This window comes from Dyadobacter sp. CY323, assembly GCF_021390245.1.
Classification (GTDB): Bacteria; Bacteroidota; Bacteroidia; order Cytophagales; family Spirosomataceae; genus Dyadobacter.
Genome location: NZ_JAJUXH010000005.1, coordinates 1 through 19,892, shown reverse-complemented (window position 1 = coordinate 19,892; position 19,892 = coordinate 1). Strand labels below are relative to the sequence as shown.

At 47.0% G+C, this 19,892-nt stretch carries 14 protein-coding genes; 9 read left to right on the top strand and 5 right to left on the bottom strand.

Going from position 1 to position 19,892, the window contains the following annotated elements:
• Positions 1-213: 213 nt before the first annotated feature.
• On the bottom strand, positions 214-2,988 hold the full coding sequence (locus tag LZG72_RS10985; protein ID WP_233871536.1) for a VWA domain-containing protein: 2,775 nt from the start codon (positions 2,986-2,988) through the stop codon (positions 214-216).
• 178 nt (positions 2,989-3,166) lie between these two features.
• Between LZG72_RS10985 and LZG72_RS10980 the strand changes: the two genes are divergently transcribed.
• The 6 genes from LZG72_RS10980 (at position 3,167) to LZG72_RS10955 (ending at position 11,298) form a co-directional block, all read left to right on the top strand.
• Positions 3,167-3,892, top strand: a complete 726-nt coding sequence (locus LZG72_RS10980) for a DUF1080 domain-containing protein (RefSeq protein ID WP_233871534.1) — start codon at positions 3,167-3,169, stop codon at positions 3,890-3,892.
• 10 nt (positions 3,893-3,902) lie between these two features.
• Positions 3,903-4,478 (top strand): RNA polymerase sigma factor, encoded by a 576-nt coding sequence (locus tag LZG72_RS10975; protein WP_233871532.1) that lies wholly within the window; start codon positions 3,903-3,905, stop codon positions 4,476-4,478.
• Between the two features lie 87 nt (positions 4,479-4,565).
• Positions 4,566-5,585 (top strand): FecR family protein, encoded by a 1,020-nt coding sequence (locus tag LZG72_RS10970; protein WP_233871530.1) that lies wholly within the window; start codon positions 4,566-4,568, stop codon positions 5,583-5,585.
• Between the two features lie 46 nt (positions 5,586-5,631).
• Positions 5,632-9,234, top strand: a complete 3,603-nt coding sequence (locus LZG72_RS10965) for a SusC/RagA family TonB-linked outer membrane protein (protein ID WP_233871528.1) — start codon at positions 5,632-5,634, stop codon at positions 9,232-9,234.
• A 34-nt stretch (positions 9,235-9,268) separates the two neighbouring features.
• Positions 9,269-10,774 carry a SusD/RagB family nutrient-binding outer membrane lipoprotein gene (locus LZG72_RS10960; RefSeq protein WP_233871526.1) on the top strand — a complete coding sequence of 502 codons (1,506 nt, stop codon included), beginning with the start codon at positions 9,269-9,271 and terminating at the stop codon, positions 10,772-10,774.
• 29 nt (positions 10,775-10,803) lie between these two features.
• Positions 10,804-11,298 (top strand): GNAT family N-acetyltransferase, encoded by a 495-nt coding sequence (locus LZG72_RS10955; RefSeq protein WP_233871524.1) that lies wholly within the window; start codon positions 10,804-10,806, stop codon positions 11,296-11,298.
• A gap of 14 nt (positions 11,299-11,312) precedes the next feature.
• Here LZG72_RS10955 and LZG72_RS10950 read toward each other — a convergent pair whose 3' ends face one another.
• From LZG72_RS10950 to LZG72_RS10935, 4 genes are all read right to left on the bottom strand, one after another.
• Complete coding sequence (locus LZG72_RS10950; protein ID WP_233871522.1) at positions 11,313-12,254, bottom strand: nitrilase family protein; 942 nt, start codon at positions 12,252-12,254, stop codon at positions 11,313-11,315.
• 126 nt (positions 12,255-12,380) lie between these two features.
• Positions 12,381-12,848: a hypothetical protein gene (locus tag LZG72_RS10945; RefSeq protein WP_233871520.1), complete on the bottom strand. Its 468-nt coding sequence runs from the start codon at positions 12,846-12,848 to the stop codon at positions 12,381-12,383.
• Between the two features lie 158 nt (positions 12,849-13,006).
• Entirely contained in the window at positions 13,007-14,095 is a 1,089-nt protein-coding gene (locus LZG72_RS10940) for a PAS domain S-box protein (RefSeq protein WP_233871518.1), read from the bottom strand.
• Between the two features lie 110 nt (positions 14,096-14,205).
• Complete coding sequence (locus LZG72_RS10935; RefSeq protein WP_233871516.1) at positions 14,206-15,936, bottom strand: FAD/NAD(P)-binding protein; 1,731 nt, start codon at positions 15,934-15,936, stop codon at positions 14,206-14,208.
• A 246-nt stretch (positions 15,937-16,182) separates the two neighbouring features.
• Here LZG72_RS10935 and LZG72_RS10930 point away from each other — a divergent pair, with 246 nt between their 5' ends.
• The 3 genes from LZG72_RS10930 to LZG72_RS10920 all read left to right on the top strand — a co-directional run bounded on the left by LZG72_RS10930 (position 16,183) and on the right by LZG72_RS10920 (position 18,887).
• Complete coding sequence (locus tag LZG72_RS10930; protein ID WP_233871514.1) at positions 16,183-17,802, top strand: hypothetical protein; 1,620 nt, start codon at positions 16,183-16,185, stop codon at positions 17,800-17,802.
• 205 nt (positions 17,803-18,007) lie between these two features.
• Positions 18,008-18,220 carry a hypothetical protein gene (locus tag LZG72_RS10925; RefSeq protein WP_233871512.1) on the top strand — a complete coding sequence of 71 codons (213 nt, stop codon included), beginning with the start codon at positions 18,008-18,010 and terminating at the stop codon, positions 18,218-18,220.
• Positions 18,213-18,887, top strand: coding sequence for an NAD(P)H-binding protein (locus LZG72_RS10920; protein ID WP_233871510.1), 675 nt, complete (start codon positions 18,213-18,215; stop codon positions 18,885-18,887). The genes LZG72_RS10925 and LZG72_RS10920 overlap by 8 nt, the downstream gene beginning before the upstream one ends.
• The last annotated feature ends 1,005 nt before the right edge of the window (positions 18,888-19,892 follow it).

Here is a 19,892-nt window from a genome sequence, read left to right as displayed (position 1 = left end):
TTGCTTAGAGGAAATGTGGCGTCGAAATACGACAACGTTTTGGGGGCGAGGGATTTGGCTCTATTTTCATCAGTAATGCCAATCCGTATCATGAGCGTATTAAACAGGCGTTTGATAATATTATGTTTGAAGATCCGGGAAAGTAGCCTTAAAGTCCACTTCACCATCCCACATCTCACATCTCACATCTCACATCTCACATCTCACATTTTACTACCTCACCCGTTTCTTCCCCTGCGCTTCCAGAATCAACTGCAAATCAGCACTTTCTTCCGTTACGTGGGCGTAAGTCCCCTGGCCGAGCTGACTGAGCTTTTTGAGCTTCTGGCCGGTATGTTCGTTTCTGCCAAATGTAAAAATAGTCAGGTACAGATCCTGGCTGGCGTTTGTTTCGATCATTGTAAGTACTTCATTACTGACTGGGAATTCACCGTCGGTGGCGAGTATAATGCGGTTGTTTCCGCCGCGAATGAATTGTTTGTTGGCCGTTTTGTAGGCCAGTTTAATACCCTCGTTTCCATCCGTGTCACCGTCGGATTGCAGCAGGTCGATCATCCGTGAAATTTCAGCGGCTTTTGCACCCGATGTCGGTTTTAAAACCACCCGGGCTTTTCCTGAATATAACACAATCGAAATCTGATCTTCCGGACGGAGTAAGGTCAGAAGCGACTTGATGGATCTTTTCAGCAAAGGCATTTTAAATGGGGAATTCATCGAAGACGACACATCGAGCAGCAGTACCATATTATTTGGTGCAAATCCATCCAGCGTCCGGCTCACTTCCTGCCCTCCCGCATGGCGGTCCACATACACCGTATCGACACGAACGCGCTCGACGTATACAGTGTCCCGCGTTAGGTTTGCCGGATTTGCACTTGCGGCGGACTCCGGTTTGTTAACCTGCGAAACAAATGCCGTTTCCTGTGTGGCGACGGTAGTGACGGGCCCGGATTTGGTTTCTGGCTCAGCAGGCGGGACAACTGTTTTACCCGGCGGAGAAACCGGTACATGTTGTTTTGATAAACGTCGAAACGCAAACACATCCGGTTGATTGACCGCTTTGAGCAAACCTGCATTCGCCAGCTCGACAAACTTATTGTACTGGTAAATCAGCTCATTGTTGTAAAAATAATAAAACGATTCGTAAGGATGCGAACCCACTGACGTTGAAACGGGCTTCACCTTTTGTGCTTTTTCAGCAAACCGTGCAGAATTGCCGGCCAGATCTTCGTAGGGAGAGTAGGGACAAAGTCCATTGCTGCGGCCATATCGTTTCAGGCCTTTCAAATTTTGATACTCGTCCTCGATCAGTTTTTTCGCGCCGTCTTCCAGTTTTTCAGTAACCGGCAGTTTCTCTTTTTCTCCATTTAAAAATGCCTTTACATCAAATAAAACCGCGTGATCATCATCGACCGTTATGAGTAAAGCCTTGCCAGCCACATTCCATGAACCGGCCGGATTCGCACTTGGAAAACTTTCATGAATACGACGCACATCGTTATAAAGCTGTTCTTTTTTCTGATCAAAAATCTCAAATAAAATTGCGTAACGGTCCAGAATAGCGTCCGAGCGGGAAAGCTGATCTTCCAGATACTGTTTTTCTGTGGTGTATCTGATCAGCTCCACGCTTAATCCGTCCATTTCCTTTAACACTTTCAGTAATACCTCGGCCTGCGCATTAATTGCTGCCCGATAGGTTTGCGGCATGGAGTTACTGGCCCTGAAAAGAAGCTGATAGGCAGATAATGGAATCTTGAAGTCGTCGTGCGAGTAAGTCAGTCCGGCGCGTTTCCGGGCTTCTTCCGGATCACGGTAATACTCTGCGGAAGACTGATAATTGCGAACCAGCACCTGCATCAGGTGCATTTGGCGCAATGACTCATTTATAAATTCAACATACACATTCAATGCGCCCGCGAGCGAACTGGTCATCGGCGTGGCTGAACGTTTTGTAGTAAACGTTGCCAGTGGTTTGTCCTGAAAGGGTGGCGTCTGCGCGATTTTAGAAGACTTCGTTTCGGCAGCTTCATCCGTCATAACCGGACTAATAGCAGGGAAATCCAACATGCGCCGGGCGGATTTACTGTAATTGATGAAGGATTTGTGCGTGACCAGCAAATCATTATTGTATTGATTGATCAGCGATAAATACACGTCGTTACCATGTGTGGCAGATTGTTGTGCTGCGAAATTATGATCATCCACCGCGCGTCGTTTAATATTTTGAAGCGCCTGCAGAGCTTCCTTGAAATCGGGCACCACAGCCGAGGCCGGATATTCGAGTCTGGCTTGTGCTTTTCCAAAATCGGCTAACAGTTTTTCGTCCGTCAGCATACTTCGTTGAATGGCGGCTACCGGCCATTCAGCACGTGTATTTTCATGGAGATAATACGGCAGCGAATCGAGCAATTGCTTTTGAATCAGCAGAATATGCTCCATTTCTTTTTCGGTACTGAGATAGGGATCAGAAGCGACATAAGGTTGGTATTTGAGATAAACCTGCCTGATCTGCTGATAAAACTCCGCTTTCTCCCGACTGTACGCATTGAAAAGTGATAACATTTTCGAAACAAGCTTATCCGATTGTTTCAGATTGTCGTCTTTATATGCATTTAGCCGCACATGCGTTTCGAGCGATTTCCCGGTTTCGTCGAGCTGATTGAGCAGTTCCCACAATGCATTTGATGGTTTGTTCAACTTCTGTCTTTCAGCACCGGTAATTCCCGTCGCGGATAATGCCTTTTGATAATAGAATTCTTCGAGTGGCCCGGAAGACTGAAGTCGTAATGATACATCCTGCTTTTTACGATATCTCGCTACATCCTCCTCATAATCCCGCACCATTTGGAAACGGTCAGTCACTGCGGCAGTCGACCGGTTCAGGAATTCTACATAGTGGTTCAGAGCTTGCTGCGGCGGTTCCGTCTGTCCGGAAGCGATTTTTACGAATGCAGCAAAAAGTAAAAAGGTGAGCAGGGATCGTTTCATTTTAAGCTGCCAGTTTAATGCATTCCATAGTCTGTGCGGTTTCTCATCCGATCTTACTAAGTTATATAAAAGCAATCTGAATGGTTACTTCGACTTTTTTACCGGCGGGAAATGGAGGCGGATCAGTATTTATTTCCCACCTTTTCCTTGTCTTATTAAAATCAAAACCCTAAAAGCTATGCGCAGGCTCATATCCATCCTACTTCTATTAGTTCTGATAGCTGTAAAAGCTCATTCACAATCGCTGAACACACTTTCGGCGGCTGAAAAAAAGGATGGCTGGAAGCTTTTGTTTGACGGAAGAGGTCTCAAAGGCTGGCATGCATACGGCGGAAAAGGAGTCGGCTCTGCCTGGATCATCGAAGACGGCGCCATTAAACTGAACGTGCCGGAACGTGCGGGGAATAAAGCAAAAAATGGTGGCGACATCGTTACGGATGAAGTTGTTAATGGCGATTTTGAATTTAAAGCAGAATGGAAAGTCAGCAAATACGCGAATAGCGGCATTTTCTTTTTCGTCACAGAAGATGCGAAATATCCGAACATGCATAATACCGGACTGGAACTGCAGGTGATCGATGATAAAATTTACGAAGGCGCCAAAGAAAATACGCACCGGGCCAGCGACTTTTTCGGCATTGCCAATGCCCGGTTGCGCGAGGGTAAGCCGCAGGGAGAATGGAACAAAATCCATTTTATCGTAAAAAAAGGAAAACTGACGGTTTATCAGGACGAGTTCATCGTACAGGAACACGACCTGAACAGTGCGGACTGGAAACAAAAAGTGGCAAACAGCGGGCTGAAAGCAGCCCCGATATCAAAAGGGAATTATGCGGGTCGCATTGGTCTGCAGGATTGGGGCAGTACAGTTTGGTACCGCAACGTAAAATTGAAGAAGCTGTAAAACTTCTCCTATGTCGTATAAGTTGCTGGAAGATGCCGAGCTGGTGCATTTGCTGAAACGGGACGACGCAGATGCGTTTAAGCAGCTGTATGAGCGTTACTGGTTCAGAATGTACAGTCTTGCCCTGAACAAATTGCGGCGAAGAGAGGTGGCGGAAGAACTGGCGCAACAGCTTTTTGCTACGCTCTGGCAAAAAAGGCACGCTCTCGAAATTCAGAATATAAAGGCGTATTTGACTCAATCCCTCAAAAACCTGATCGTCGACTACATTCGCAAAAACATCCAGGAAGAACATTACCTCGAACACCTCCGTTTTTATTTGCCATCGGACAGTGCTACCACGACCATGGCCGTGCAGTACGACGAGCTTTTCCATGCATTGGAAGATGCACTTTTGCATTTGCCCGAGAAAACCAGACAGGTTTTTATCATGAGCCGTTTTGAACAACTCACCATTCCCGAAATCGCCGAACAACTCGAACTTTCCGACAAAGCCATCGAGTATCACCTCTCCCGCGCATTGGCTTTTTTACGTAAGAATCTTCGCAATTTTGCCTCTGCCTGGCTGTTTTTCCTGGTTCAATAAATTTTTTTGAAAAAAAGATCCCATTCGCCTTAGGGTAATTTTGCCTTCGTCCGTCTCTACATCCAAATCACAAAAAGGACTCGGAAAATGGATGATCAGGATTACCAGGCTCTGCTGAAACGCTACTTAAATGGGGATGTTACTGCCGAGGAACGGGCCGCACTTGATGCCTGGTATGATGCTCTCGACGAGCGTTCTCAGACATTAATTCCGGAATCACAGCAGTTGCAGCTCATGCGGAAAAACTGGAATGCGTTGCATGCAGAACTGCTGCTTCCGAAATCTCAAAAACCTGTTTTCTGGAAATATGCGGTCGCTGCTTGTGCGGCTGTGCTCGTTTTTGCTTCAATCTTCTGGTTCTCAGGGGAAAAACCGAAATCCGCTATCTACGAATTTGCCGCGGCGACGAATGGGGCAGTGAATATTGAAAAGACGAATGGCACGGACAAGCCGATGGACGTGATTTTAAGTGATAAAAGTGTCATAAGCCTTGAACCGGGCGCTAAAATCAGATATCCGGAACAGTTTTCCGGCCAGCGTCGGGAGGTGATACTGGAAGGTGACGCATTTTTCAAAGTGACCAAAGACGCGGCCAAACCCTTCATCGTATATGCGGGCGAGGTGGTGACCAAAGTGTTGGGGACGAGTTTCCGGGTTAGCGCCGGGAAGTCAGGGAACGATGTTACCGTCGCTGTTAAAACCGGCCGGGTTTCCGTTTTTTCGCCTAATCTGACATCGCAGACGGAAGGTTCACGCGATCCGGAAACGGGTGGCGTCGTGCTCACTCCCAATCAGCAGGTGGTATTTATGGCCCGTGAGCAACGGTTGGTCAAAACGTTGGTCGAGAACCCGGACGTGGTGCTGCCGTCCGTTGCGCAGCCGAAATTTATATTTGATAATGCGCCGGTTGACGAAATATTCAAAAAACTGGAACAGGCGTATGGCGTGACCATCGTGTACGATGAAACGTTGCTAAGTAACTGCCGCGTAACCACTTCCATGGAAGATGAAAATCTTTATTCCAAACTGAAAATCATTTGTACCCTGCTGAATGCAAGCTATAAGATCATCGACGCACAGATCGTGATCGATAGCAAAGGGTGCTGACAAGCTCACCTAAATTTTTACCCCAAAACGCTGACAACCAAAACCCATGAAACTACGATTACGAAAAACAAGACCAGATCTATCTGTAATGATGCGGATTTCGGTCATTCAATTTCTGCTGGCTGTTGTGTTTGCCGACATGTCTTTTGCCGGACGTGCCAATGCGCAGCAGATCCTCGAACAGCAAATCAGCATTGTCGTGAAAGACAAGCAAATCGGCGAGACATTGAGTATGATCGAAAAGATTGCCGACGTTCGGTTTTCCTACATTCCCAGGAATATTCAGGCAAACCGAAAGATTACGGTCGATTTTACCAATAAAAAACTCAGTGAGGTGATCCGCCAGATCGTGGACCCGATGAAGATTTCGTTTGAAGTAATCGGCGAAAAGCACATTTTATTGAAGAATGCACCGACAATCGAAACAGAGACCAAAACGGGCGTTATTGCCCCGGCCGAGGCGCCGATTAATGTGGATCAGACGATTTCGGGAACAGTTAAAGACGGAGAATCCGGCGGGGTTTTGCCGGGGGTAAGTATCATTGTAAAAGGAAAAACGATCGGTACCACCTCGGATGGGGACGGAAAATATTCGCTGACCGTTCCCGACGGCGCAATCCTGATCTTTTCTTATGTAGGTTACTTATCTCAGGAAATTACGGTTGGCAACCGTTCCGTTTTGGATGTTTCGATGGCCGTCGACAGCCGCAGTCTGAATGAAGTCGTGGTCACTGCATTGGGTATCAAACGCGACAAAAAAGCATTGACTTTTGCGACCGGTGAGCTCAAAGGTTCGGACTTTTCAAATGCGCGCGAAACCAACCTGGCTTCTGCATTATCTGCTAAAATAGCCGGGGTGAATGTGTCGAGTTCTTCTGGTGGTATGGCGGGAGCCTCACGGGTTATTATTCGCGGAAATTCTTCGTTATCAGGTAATTCACAACCATTATATGTGATCGATGGCGTGCCGATCGACAACTCGAACCGCCGGAGTGTAGGTTCGCAGACATTTGCCACTGGTGTGGATGGCGGCGATGGTATTTCCAACATTAATCCCAATGACATTGAAAGTGTTACGGTACTGAAAGGCCCAAACGGCGCGGCACTTTATGGCCAGTTGGGTGCGAATGGGGTCATCATTATCACAACCAAATCCGGTACTAAAAACCGCAAACCGAACATTTCCTACAATGGTAGTTTCTCTTCGGGAACTGCATTGGTGAAGCCGGATTACCAGAATGAATATGGCCAGGGGTTCAATGGCAATTTTACATTTTACCGACAAGGAAATGGCTCGGTAGTAGCTTACAAACCAGAACTGACCGGCGGTATTCCCAAGCTGAGCGGCGGCCGCAACCCGACAACCCGCGGAAGCTGGGGGCCGAAAATGCAGGGGCAAACGGTAGAAGATATGTGGGGCGATACGGTGAGCTATTCTCCGATCGCTGATCCGTATAAGGAATTTTTTCAGCCTGAAAAAATGATGATGCACACGGTGAGTGTGGATGGCGGCGGAGATAAAACGACTTATTATTTTTCACTGACCAATTTGAAAAATGACGGTTTTCAGCCAACTAACGTACTTAAACGTAATTCGGCAACCCTGAAACTTTCGACTGATATCGCCAAAGGTTTGAACCTGGACGTAAAGGCGAATTACATTCGCCAGGATGTGAATAACAGGCCATACCTGGGCGATGATGGCCAGAATCCGGTATATCGTTTTCTGTACATTCCGCGCAGCTTGAATATGGAAGGTCTGAAACGGTACGAATACACGGCGGCCGATATCAAGAATTCGAGGGATTTGAGTGGTAATGGTTTTTTCGTGGGTGGTGAAAAAATATTTGAAAGTAACTCGGTGACTTCCAATCCCTTCTGGACTATTAATAATGACCATAATGAAGACCAGCGCGACCGTTTGATCGCCTATGCCAAACTGAACTACGAAATTGCAAAAGGCATCAGCATTCAGGGAAGGTATGGTACCGACTTTTACTACGAGCGTCAATATGGCTGGAAAGGAGTGGGGACGCGGGTAGCGCAAACGGGTAGTGTTTTTGAAAATACGGTTTTTAACAAAGTTGAAAACGCGGATTTGTTGTTGACCGTTTCCCGCGACATTCAGGACTTTTCATTGTTTATCAATGCAGGGGCAAACCATCAGGCCAATCGCTACCGCATTGTCGGAAACTCGGGTTCTCAATTGAGCATTCCGGGACTTTATGCAGTGGGGCGCACGATCCTGAACTCGGCGAACCTGGGCGTGTCGGAATATGACATTAACTCGGTATTTGCGGCGGGTAATTTTGGTTATAAAAACATTGTATTCCTCGATTTAACAGCCCGTAATGACTGGTCATCTACGTTACCGGTCAAAAACAATTCGTTTTTCTATCCGTCGGTCGGTGCTAGTGTGGTACTGACAGATGCATTGAATATCAAAGGCGGCGTTCTTGACTATGCCAAAATCCGTGGCTCGTGGGCGCAGGCAGGTAGGTCGGGCGATCCGTATAATACGATGGGCTACTTCTCACTGAATGCAAATACGTTTCAAAACCAGCCACTTGCGTCTTATACTTCGGTCATTACCGATCCGAACCTGAAAAATGAATTGAAGACTTCTTATGAAGCAGGCGCGGAATTGCGGTTTCTTAAAAACCGTTTGTTAATCGACTTCACCTATTACCATTCGGTCACCAGCAACCAGATTTTGCCCATTACCATTGCTGAATCGACGGGTTTTGGTACCAAACTGACGAATGCAGGTAAAATCCAGAACCACGGTGTGGAATTGCTGATATCGGGAACGCCGGTGCAGCTTGCCAACGGTTTCAAATGGGAAACCAGTTTTAACCTTGCTGCTAATAAAAACAAGGTAATCGAGCTGATCGACGGTGTTTCTGAAATCCTGGTTGGCTCCGATCGTAACATCCGGGTGACGGCAGTGCCTGGCAAACCATTCGGTGTGTTGAGTGCGGCGGATTATGCGTATCTCAAAGATGATCAGGGAAATAGGATGATCGATGCCAATGGACTTCCGATTGTACGGTCGGTGCCTACGTATGAACTGGGTAATGCGAATCCGAAATGGACGGGTGGTTTTTCCAATATTTTCTCCTATAAAGGATTGTCATTCAGCTCGCTGATCGATATCCGTCGCGGCGGGATCATTTTCTCGCAGGGCCGGGTTCAGGAAGCAGCTTATGGAACTTCCAAACGCACATTGGCAGGCCGGGAAGGTGGCCTGGTGGTGGATGGTGTGAAAGCACGCCAGGAAGGTACTACCTGGGTAAGTACGGGTGAGAAGAACGATGTCGCTACTACTGCACAGGCTTTCTGGAACCGTGTTGCGTCCGATAAAGGATTTGCTGTGGCGGAAGAATTCATTTATGATGCCAGCTACATTGCCGTGCGTGAATTGCGGCTTTCGTACAGGCTGCCTGCGTCTTTATTTCAAAAAACAAAGATTTTCAGCGGCGCGTCTCTCGCGATCTACGGCCGGAACCTGGGATATTTCGAACGTCATACCGATGGATTTTCACCTGAAAACTCATCTGTAAATGTGAACACGGGTACAATGGGAATGGAGGGGCATTCGCTGCCGATGATGAAGACATTCGGTGTGGATCTGAGTGTTAATTTTTAAATAAAAACAGACGATGTCTTTAATAACATATAAAATGAAAACGAACCAATATCTGAAACACCTGACTACCTCGCTCACACTGGCGATGGGCCTGCTCGGATGTACCAATGATTTTGAAGAACTGAATACTTCGCCAACCCAACCCGCAACAGTCCCCGCAGAATATGTGCTGACCAACGTCCAGATGAACGGGATCATGGCGGAAGGGGCCAACTGGTGGCAGGTAGGATCTTGGGTGGAGCAATGGGCGAGCGGGTCGCTATCGGCGCCTTCTCAATACCAGGAAGACCGGGACATTTACGAAACCCGCAATTGGGCGTCACATTATAGCTATATCAACAACCTGGCGCAGATCCGGAACCGGTTGCTGAAAGGCCAGGAAGAAACGGCAGCAGGTCGTACGAAACTTGCCATTGCCAAAATCAACGAAATCTACCTCTGGCAACGAATGACCGATTTTTGGGGTGATATCCCATATTCTGAATCGGCCCAGACCGAAGCTGAAATGATTTTGACACCTAAGTATGATGCTCAAAAAGACATTTATGCGTCGCTATTGGCGGATCTGGATGCGGCTGCGGGCAAGTTAAATGCGGGCGATCTTTCGTACGGGGTTGCTGATGTGGTGTACAAAGGGAATGTGGAAGCCTGGAAGAAATTCGCCAATATGCTCAAACTGCGCATGGGTTTCCGGTTACGTTATGTGGATGAAACGTGGTCCAGGAAAGTGGTGGAAGAAGCATTGAAAGGCCCGATCTTCACCAGCAATGCGGACAATGCGCAGATTATCACTAATCCGCAGGATGGTTTTGCATTAGGTTACCACCCGGTGATCAGCGGCTATAACGGCTCGAAGGAATTGAACCAGCTTGCCGAGCCATTTATCACTACGCTTTTGAACAAAAATGACCCAAGACTTCCCAAAATCGCGGAACCTACTGAAAATTCCAAAAAAGCCGGCGCACCAATTTATCGCGGGCTGGGCGTGGCGCTGGGCCAGAATGTGACAGTGAACCGGGACGATTATTCGTACGGCACGATCTCGATCTACAACGACCGGAAAACGACATTTCCGTATTTATTCATGGCCTACTCAGACCTGTGTTTTTACAAAGCCGAAGCTGCATTGTTGGGCTGGGCCGGTCTGACGCCGGCTGACGCAAAAGGTTTTTATCAGGCGGGAATCCGCGCGGCAATGCAAACAGAACCTTATAAACTTGACGCGGCAACAATCGACACGTATCTGGCCAAGGAAGGCTTGCTGACCGGTACAGCTGAACAGCAGTTGGAACAGATCATGGTTCAAAAATGGATCAGCTTGTTCATGCGGCATTATGAAGCTTATTCAGAATGGAGACGTACGGGCTATCCAAAACTGGTTCCGGGACCGAACAAAGGTGTTACTAACGGACAGATCCCACGTCGCGCGGTTTATTCCGGCAGCGAGCGTTTCCGTAATCCCGAAGAATACAATGCAGCGTCGAAGGTGCTGGCAAACGGCGATACGTATCTGAGCAAAGTTTGGTGGGATGTGAGGTAGGTTGATTAACTTGCCCGTTTTAGCAACAAATGTACCTGGAATCCGAAAGGCTGACTTACAAAAAGTTTACGCCGGCACATTTTGAAAACTATTTCGGGCTGGTTTCCCGGCAGGAGGTGATGCGTTACATCACGGGACTTCCGCTGGACTATGAACTGGCAAAAAAACGTTTTCAGGTAGCGCTGGATGCGGATCAGGACCGGGCGGATATGGGCTTCCTGGCTGTTTTTGAACAAAGCCGGGAAGACTTTATCGGCCTTGCCAAAATTGTTCCTTTTGGTGATAATCTCACTGAAATCGGGTATGCACTGTTACCCGAGTACTGGGGAAAAGGGTATGCTTCCGAAATTACAGCCCGGCTGATCGAATATGCGCGCCAGTTAGGTACGATCAGTTTGCTGATCGCATTAGTAGTTCCTGAAAATCAGTCCTCTATCCACGTTTTAACAAAGCAGAACTTCTCGTTTTTCAGAGAGATCAGGGAAGAAAAACTGGTGCGCCACGATTATATCCTGTACCTGTGACGCACCCTGTTCTTTTATAGCCAGACCACTTTTTGTTCTGAAACGTGGGATTTGCCGATGGTTTCGGCATAAAGTTCGGGTCTGCGCGCTTTCAGGTAACGGGACCCTCCTGCCTGTTCAAGTTTTTCGGGAGTGAATGTGGCGATGGCGATGTCGTTGTCAAGTTCCCGGCATTCTGCGATGATGTCGCCAAACGGGTCCAGGATCATGGAGCAGCCATTTTTTAACTGATTGTCATCCATACCGATGGGATTTGAGAACACTGCGTAAACGGCATTGTCGTAAGCCCGCGCGGGAAGCCATTTCATCAGCCAGCCCCGTCCTTTCAAACTATCAAATTCCTGACGTAGCGAGGTCGGGTCGGATTCCCGGTTGAGCCACAATGCCGGATCGACGAAGCCCGCGCCCGGCCTGGTAGAAGGTGTGCACATGGTAACGTGCGGCATGAAAATGATGTCGGCCCCCAATAACTTTGTCGCGCGCACATTTTCGATGATGTTGTTATCATAGCAGATCAGGATCCCGCATTTCCACCCCAATAAATCGAAAACGACGTAGCTGTCGCCGGGTGTCAGGTGCGGGTTAATGAATGGATGCAATTTCCGGTATTTGGCCACGAGCCCGCTTTCATCCACGCAGACATAGGCTTTATACATTTTTTCATCCGCATCTTTTTCAAACAAGCCGGCCAGAATAACAATCTGATTTTCCCTGGCAATGTTTGTCAACGCCTGGACGCTCGGGCCATCGGGAATCATCTCCGAAACGTCGAGCATCTGTTCTCTTGACAAATGCCTCGCAAAGGTGTAGCCGGTGACCGAGCACTCGTGAAATGCAATTACCTGTGCACCTTTTGCCGCCGCATCTGCGGACAATTTCCGGATCATTTCCAGGTTGTATTCTTTGTCACCACTCCGGTTCTCGAATTGGGCTGTCGCTACTTTAATATTTTCCATTGCTGTTTTATAATCTTTATTTTTTTCAAAAATAGCAGCCGGATCCGTTAATAGGTGAAGGAATTAACGGTGAAATCTCGAAAGTGAGCGACCGGTAGGAGATTTTGGCCGCTTTTTATACTGGTTTCAGACGAATTTCTCGACGAGGTATTTCACTTTGTTGTAGTATGGTTCAGCCATTTTGCTGGGCCGAATATCCCATCCCCGGTCATAATTCACAATACAGGAACTGATAAAACTGTTGGTCGACTTCTGAATGGCGGGGTCGAGAATGGAAAGTTTTGAAACCTTGCCTTTTTCAATGCCCGATTTGGAAGGTTCGCCGAGGATCAATGCAGAAAATTCATATTTGTCGACGATGCCTGATACCCACATCGCCCCGCGGATCTTCGGGTCCCGCGATTTTTCGCGGATTTCGGCGTGGATCTCTTTTTCGGAAGCCGAATTGATCTCGCTGTTCTTTTTATCCAGATATTCATTAATTGCACTTTTAATGTGTGTCAGGGGATCTTTGCCGTCGAATGCGCTCAGATCCTGCAGTTTCCTGATTTGACTATCATCCAGACGGATGCTTTTCCGAAACATTTTCTGCATATCCTTTTCGTAATTCCGAGCTCTTTTTTCAAAAATACGCAGCTTTACAAAAGATATTTTGCCAAAAACGATTTTAGCACTGGATCAGGTCAAATTTGGATTTATTCTTAGTACAGATACTAACTGATCGCCCCCGAAGTGATGTTACGTATCAGTTGCTAGTTTCTAAACGAAAGAATAAATGTGGCTCCCTCGCCCGGTTTGCTTTCGAGAGTAATGTTGCCACCCAGGCTAGTGATCTGGTTGTGAACAAGATATAATCCTATTCCCTTGCCATCAATGTGGTTGTGGAAAGTCTGGTTCAGTCCAAATACACGGTCTTTCACATCGTCCATGTCAAACCCGCGTCCCTCGTCTGAAAAGACCAGTTGCTTCACATTGCCGGTTTTCCTGGTGTGGATCGAGATAACCGGGTGATGGTGCGGGATCACATATTTAATGGAATTGGAAATGAGGTTTAAGAAGATACTAACCATAAAAGCCTCGTTAAACTGGATCGTGTCGAACTCAGAAAAGTCGGTCCTGATCGTCGTTTTAGAGTTCTCAATGAGGGATGTCAACGAAGCTGTAACGATACCGAGTGGCCGGGAAAGGCTGATCTCCTCTTTTTTTACATTCAACAGATCTTGCCGGATTAATGCATCCACATACTGGTTGAGCGTGTCTTTCAGGTTTTCACTGGCCGATTTAAGAATGGAAATAAATTCCAGTGTTTCGGTATCCTCGATCTTTGAGGTATCGAGCAGACTAAAAATTGCCAGTAAGTTGTTTACCGGCGATCGCAGGTCGTGCGAAGTGGTGTACGTCAACTGTTTTAATTCCTGATTAATGCGTGTCAGGTTGGCCAGCAGTGTATTCCGGTCGTTTTCAAGAATCTTTTTATGGGTTACATTTTTGGCAATGGCATACACCAGCTGCTCATCGTCTTTTGGCATGGATGTCCAGGACAGCCACACTACTTCTCCGTTTTTGGTCACATACCTGTTTTCGTAATCCGAAAGCGGAATATTCTGACGCAACTTGGCGCGGTATTTTGCCGTCAATTCCCGGTCTTCCGGGTAAACAAACGAGTCGATCGGTCTGGACAACAGTTCTTGTTCATCGTACCCGAGCAGCCTTGTGAAAGCAGGATTGATGAGTTTAAAATAACCATCATAGCCCGCGACGCAGAGAAAATCGTCCGAAATGTCAAAGAAATGTTCCTTACTGATAGCGGGTAAATCGGGTTGGGAAGAAAGATTAGTCATTCTTCTTAAATATATTGGAATTTGTCATTAAAAGTGCATAAAATTTGTAGAATTATCTCACTATTTTATGTAAATAGTATCAAAATAATTCGTAATTGCTTGTTTGATCATCAGGCATGCTGGTGAATGAGGGTCAGCTTTTCAAGGATGCAGGACGATGCTTCATCACAAAAGTCCAGACCCGAATAATCCGGATTGTAGCCACCTATATACGGTACAGCCATGATGTACACCCGCTCGTTTTCGATACCATACTCATTTACAACCTGGAAATGATCGTTAATCGTAATCCCGGACACTTTCATTAGGTAGTCCCCATTTGCATTTTGAATGACCGAACCGTCCCCTTTTTCCATCTCTTTCTCCGCCGCCTCAACCGATTTAAAACGTAAAAATGCCTGGCTTACCGTTTTTTTGATGAGCAAACTTTTGAATGGAATATCTTCATAAGACAAATGCGGCTGCCCGACGCAATCGATATAGGTTTCGAAATGTTCTGCACGCTTCCTGCCTTGCTCATTTCGGTATTTATAAATAATGCCGCCGGTCTGTTTCGTGACAACTTCGCTGTCGGACCCCACCGAAACGAGGTCCAGCTTTCCGGCGTCATTCAATGCAAACAATTCCTCGCAGGAAGCCTGTGGCACAAATGCGATAACCACGGATATTAGAGGCATAAGTACCTCTTTTAACCGCATCATATCCTCGGCCGAAAAGTATTTGGCGGGATAACTGATGGTAAAGCTCAGCTCGGCCAGCATTTCCTTCCAGTAGATCGATTCCCGCTTATCGATCGATTTTTCAGCCTCGCGGTATTCCTCCCTGAAAAGATGAAAAGGCTCCCGTCCCTCCCGCATATCCATCATCAGTTGTACAAAACCCTCCATATTCAGGTCTTTTATTCTCTTGTAAAACTTCGGGTCTTTCCTTTTGAAGCCGTTTTTGAAGTTTTTATCAAACAAAAAATCAAGGGATAAAAAGCCGCCGTTCTGTTTTCGGTTCTTTTCGATTTCTTCTTTCGTAAGTAAAGAATCGGCGGAAAGCTGCGGTTTTGCAAGATGGAACCGGATCGCGGGTAAAAGTCCGTTTCTGGAATGCATGACCATTTTGAATTTCGGGCAGTCCTCCGCAGGTATAAAGGCAAGTTTTCCTTCGGGTGTTTTTTCAAAATGCCCGTTATGCCTCGCCAGCGTCCGGATCGCATCGATCGCCGTCAGGGACGAGCCTTTGATCGCCACCGGATGATTGCATTTCATTTTAAGCTTGGCGGGAGGATACGGCGAATCGTAGTATCCGGCAACCCTGCCTTCATTTTTAACGGGCCAGTTATGTCCCGTACAAATGACCACGGCGTCGAATAGCAGCTTGCCTTTTTCTTCCACATCAATTTGTACCACGTTCTGTTCCGGGTAGTCGATCACATCCAGGACATTACTGTTGAAATGCACGTGCGTGGTGAGTCCCGCTTTCCTGGCTTTTTTTCGCAAAAGCTCAAATTGCGCGGCGAGATACTGCCCAAACAATAAACGCGGCAGCACATGGAATTTATTAAAGGTTTCGGGGTTGATGTCGAACCTGCTCAGTGCGCTTTGTGGCAGGGACCGGATCCAATCTTCAATGGACGTAACAATCTCGGGGATTTCGTTGTCGGACACATTGGTAATGTGTTCCGTACCAGCACCTTCCTCACTATACGGCATACCTGAACCCAGTGCGTGCCTGCGCTCAAAGATATCAACTTCCCATGCTGTTTTAGATTCAATCAGTCTTTTGTAGATAAAAAGTGCACTCGGTCCACCTCCCAGGATGGCGATCCTTTTGGGTCTGTTTTTAGAGGTCATAATTGGGCAACGTGTATTAAATTCTTACTATTTAATTTTATTCAGGATTGTTATGCAACGGCGATACTATTTTTTCTTGTCTTCATTTACAGGCACTCCAATATCAATTTCAGGATTTACACGGACGCGTATATAGTACATAGTTCGTAGTCTTTTTCAATTGTAGTCTAGAAAAACCCCATAAGGTTCAACCCCTCAAAAAAGGGTGATGGGAAAGCTATGCCCTCATTTATTAATCCATAAGTCATGAAAATTCTTCTTGCTTCGACATTCAGTACAAATCTGGTATCGGTTCCGAAAGTACCACTCCGGACACCCCGTGAAATTTTTACATACAAAAACCGATCCCGAGCCCGGGCGGAGCTCCATTCTCCCGGCTATAATCTTTTAAACCTGGTTGCCGGATTGTCTTTTTGTTATGTGATTTTCCCAGTATTGATTTTTCTGGTCGGCTATGTTCGCTGGGAAATCGCACTTTTTACTTGCATGGTCATGATTCTCGCATTGTATGAGATTCTGTCGGCACATTTGGCTGCGGCAAAATTCAGCCGCTGTTTTGCAGGGATTGTTGCCGAGCTTGCCCATGTCCGGAAGTACATTCTGATCATTGCCCTGCTCACGTTTGCCTGGCTGTTATTTTCCAGCATCGGCGGAGTCGGTTATCCGAATTTCGATTCCGGTATCAGAAGCTCGCTGCTCTGGCACCTGACCAGAGATGACTGGCCGGTCTGGTTTTCGCCCGAATACATGGGGGCGGAATTTGGCTATGAGTCCGACAAACCCTATGTGTATTACTTTGCCTATTACCTGCCCGCAGCGGTCGCGGGGAAGCTTTCGGGCTGGGCGGAGGCGAATATTGTCTTGTTTTTTTACTCTTATCTGGGAGTATTGCTGGCGGTGCTTTTGGTATATTTTAATAAAACAACCAGCGGTGTGCGATCTGCATTCTTCCTCGTTGCCGGAATCTCACTTTTTGGCGGAATGGATTACCTGGCGAATTTCGTTTTTGACTTCACAATGGACCGTTCGGAAATGTGGCTCAAACCGTTTTTCTATTTTTCCAATACTCGAAACCTGTTCTGGTCGCCGCAGCATTGCCTGCCGACCTGGATCATGATCGGCTTGCTGCTTAATCGGAAATCCATGCATCCGGTTTTAATCAGATGTTTTCCGCTGGTTGTCTGTTCCCTGGTTCTATGGTCGCCGCTTTGTCTGTTGGGGCTTATCCCGTTTCTGGTGCCGGTTTTAGTTGAACAGAGATCGGAGTATTTGCGGTTTTCACTCCTCAACATCACTTCCTGCCTGATTCTTCTGATCCTTTCATCTTTTATTTTGTCCAATGATTTTTCATTTCCGGTTGCATTTTCACAAACACTGATACCTGATTTCTGGTGGACTTATGCGCGGTTTCTGACCATCGAATTGCTCGTCGGAACACTGCTGATCTCTGCAGGTTTTCGAAATTTCGACCGAATGGAAAAGCAGATCTGCATAATCGCGGGATGTAGTCTCGTTCTCATTCCGTTCCTGATCCTGGGTACCTGGAACGATTGGTGTATTAAAGTATCCATGCCGTCGCTTTTTGTGATGAGCGTCTTGATTGCCAGTAGCTTGGAGTATTTATGGGTGGAAAGAAAAGGTATTTTCTATGCTTGTTTTTTAATGTTCTGTTTAATGGGCCTGACTGCGTTTGAAGAAATTGCGGAAAGCGCAGCGCATTATCAGATCGGTTTCGGACAGCCGCCGGCAATCCGGGATTTTGGTCCCGGATATGTCGTAAAGCAGCAGCTGGGGCGGCCAGACGCCTTTTTCTTCAACTACCTGGCGCCATCCGCGCCCATTCGGAAAAACGGATCCGCAGAATAAACAAGGGTTTGAGCTATGCCGGCTCTGGCGCTGCTCGCCGTTGGTTTCCAGGTAGTTAATACCGCGTTGACGAATTCGGGTAAAGTCATTAAAATGTGAGTAAAATCGGAGGATAAATGCGGCTTTGAAGTGGCGGGTAATTTTAAATTACTAGATTTGATAATGCAGGAATAACCTGTTTCTACACATTAAAAACCTCAACAAAATGAACATTCACAGCATTGACGAACTCGCAGAAGGATTTCAGGAAAAATACCCTGAACTGACCAAATTTGAAACGCTGCAACTGGCGCAGCAAAACCTGATTTTACAAGCCATTCATGACTCGAACGGAACTACACCGAGCGGCCGGCCGCATTTGTCGCTGATCCATGACAAGCTCAGCCAGATACTGGCGCAATTGGAAAAGAATGGATAATACTGGAAAAAAGAAGGCGGTGCTTTTCGGCGCCAGCGGCTTCATCGGGTCTTTCCTTCTGGATGGATTATTAGGCGATCCGGATTATGATCAGGTAACGATCATAGTCCGGAAAGACCTGAATGTCAGCCATCCAAAGCTGAAAACGCTGATTGGGAACTATCAAAGTTTGCCGGCATTAAAAGACCAGATCCAGGCAGACGAGGTTTTCATTGCATTGGGAACGACAAAAGATAACACGCCCGATCAGAAAGAATACTATCAGGTCGATCACGATTACCCGGTTCTGGCGGCTGAAATTTCGAAAGAAAACGGAGCGAAGTCGGTTCTACTTGTTTCTGCAGTCGGCGCGAATGCAGGTTCCGGCATCTTTTACGTTCGAACCAAAGGCGAAACCGAGCGGGACATTACCGCGCTGGACATGCAGCATACCCATATTTTTCGCCCGTCGATGATCATGGGAAACCGCAAAGAAACCCGCCAGCTCGAAAAATTCCTGATCAAATTGTTTTCAGTCATTAACCCGCTTTTCATCGGACCAATGAAAAAATATCGGGGCATCGAGGCTAGTGATATTGCAAAAGCAATGATGCAGGCTGCGAAAAAGGAGTCGGAGAAGGTTAAGATTTATGAGTTTGGAGAGATGAAGAATTTGATCTACACATAATGTCAAGTGTCCCACACCTCATTTGCTCCATGTCGTTTACCATGCAAAACATCTTCATTAGCCGCAGAGCGGCTCCCTGTTTCTAGCAAAAATAACCTAACTGGAAATTATGGCCCCAGCGGGGCCTCCTGTTTCTAGAAATGATCAATATTGATTATAAAGTGGGCCCGAGCGGGCCTCCTAATCATTTGTCGGCTTTCAGGAGGCTCCGCCGGAGCCCAATCTTCGTTTAGTCGCACTTTTTCTAGAAACAGGAAGCTCCGCCGGAGCTGCTTTAAGTTTCCCGAAGGAGCCCAATATCTTCGGTTAGTCGCACTTTTTCTAAAAACAGGAAGCTCCGCCGGAGCTATTTTAAGTTTCCCAATGGAGCCGAATATCTTCGGTTAGTCACACTTTCCAGAAACAGGAAGCTCTGAAGGAGTTGTTTTCAGTTTCCCAGAAGTGTCCCAAACCTCATTTACTCCATGTCGTTTACAACGCAAAACATCTCCCATTCAGCCGCAGATCGGCTCCCTGTTTCTAGCAAAAATAACCTAACTGGAATTATGGCCCCGGCGGGGCCTCCTGTTTCTAGGAAATGATCAATATTGATTACAAAGTGGGCCCCAGCGGGGCCTCCTGATTATTTGTCGGGTTTCAAGAGGCTCCGCCAGAGCCCAATCTTCGTTTAGTCGCACTTTTTCTAGAAACACGAGGCTCCGCCGGAGCTGCTTTAAGTTTCCCAATGGAGCCCAATATCTTCGGTTAGTCACACTTTCCAGAAACAGGAAGCTCCGCCGGAGCTGTTTTCAGTTTCCCGGAAGTGTCCCAAACCTCATTTGCTCCATGTCGTTTACCACGCAAAACATCTCCCATTCAGCCGCAGAGCGGCTCCCTGTTTCTAGCAAAAAATAACCTAACTGGAAATTATGGCCCCAGCGGGGCCTCCTGTTTCTAGAAATGATCAATATTGATTATAAAGTGGGCCCGAGCGGGCCTCCTAATCATTTGTCGGCTTTCAGGAGG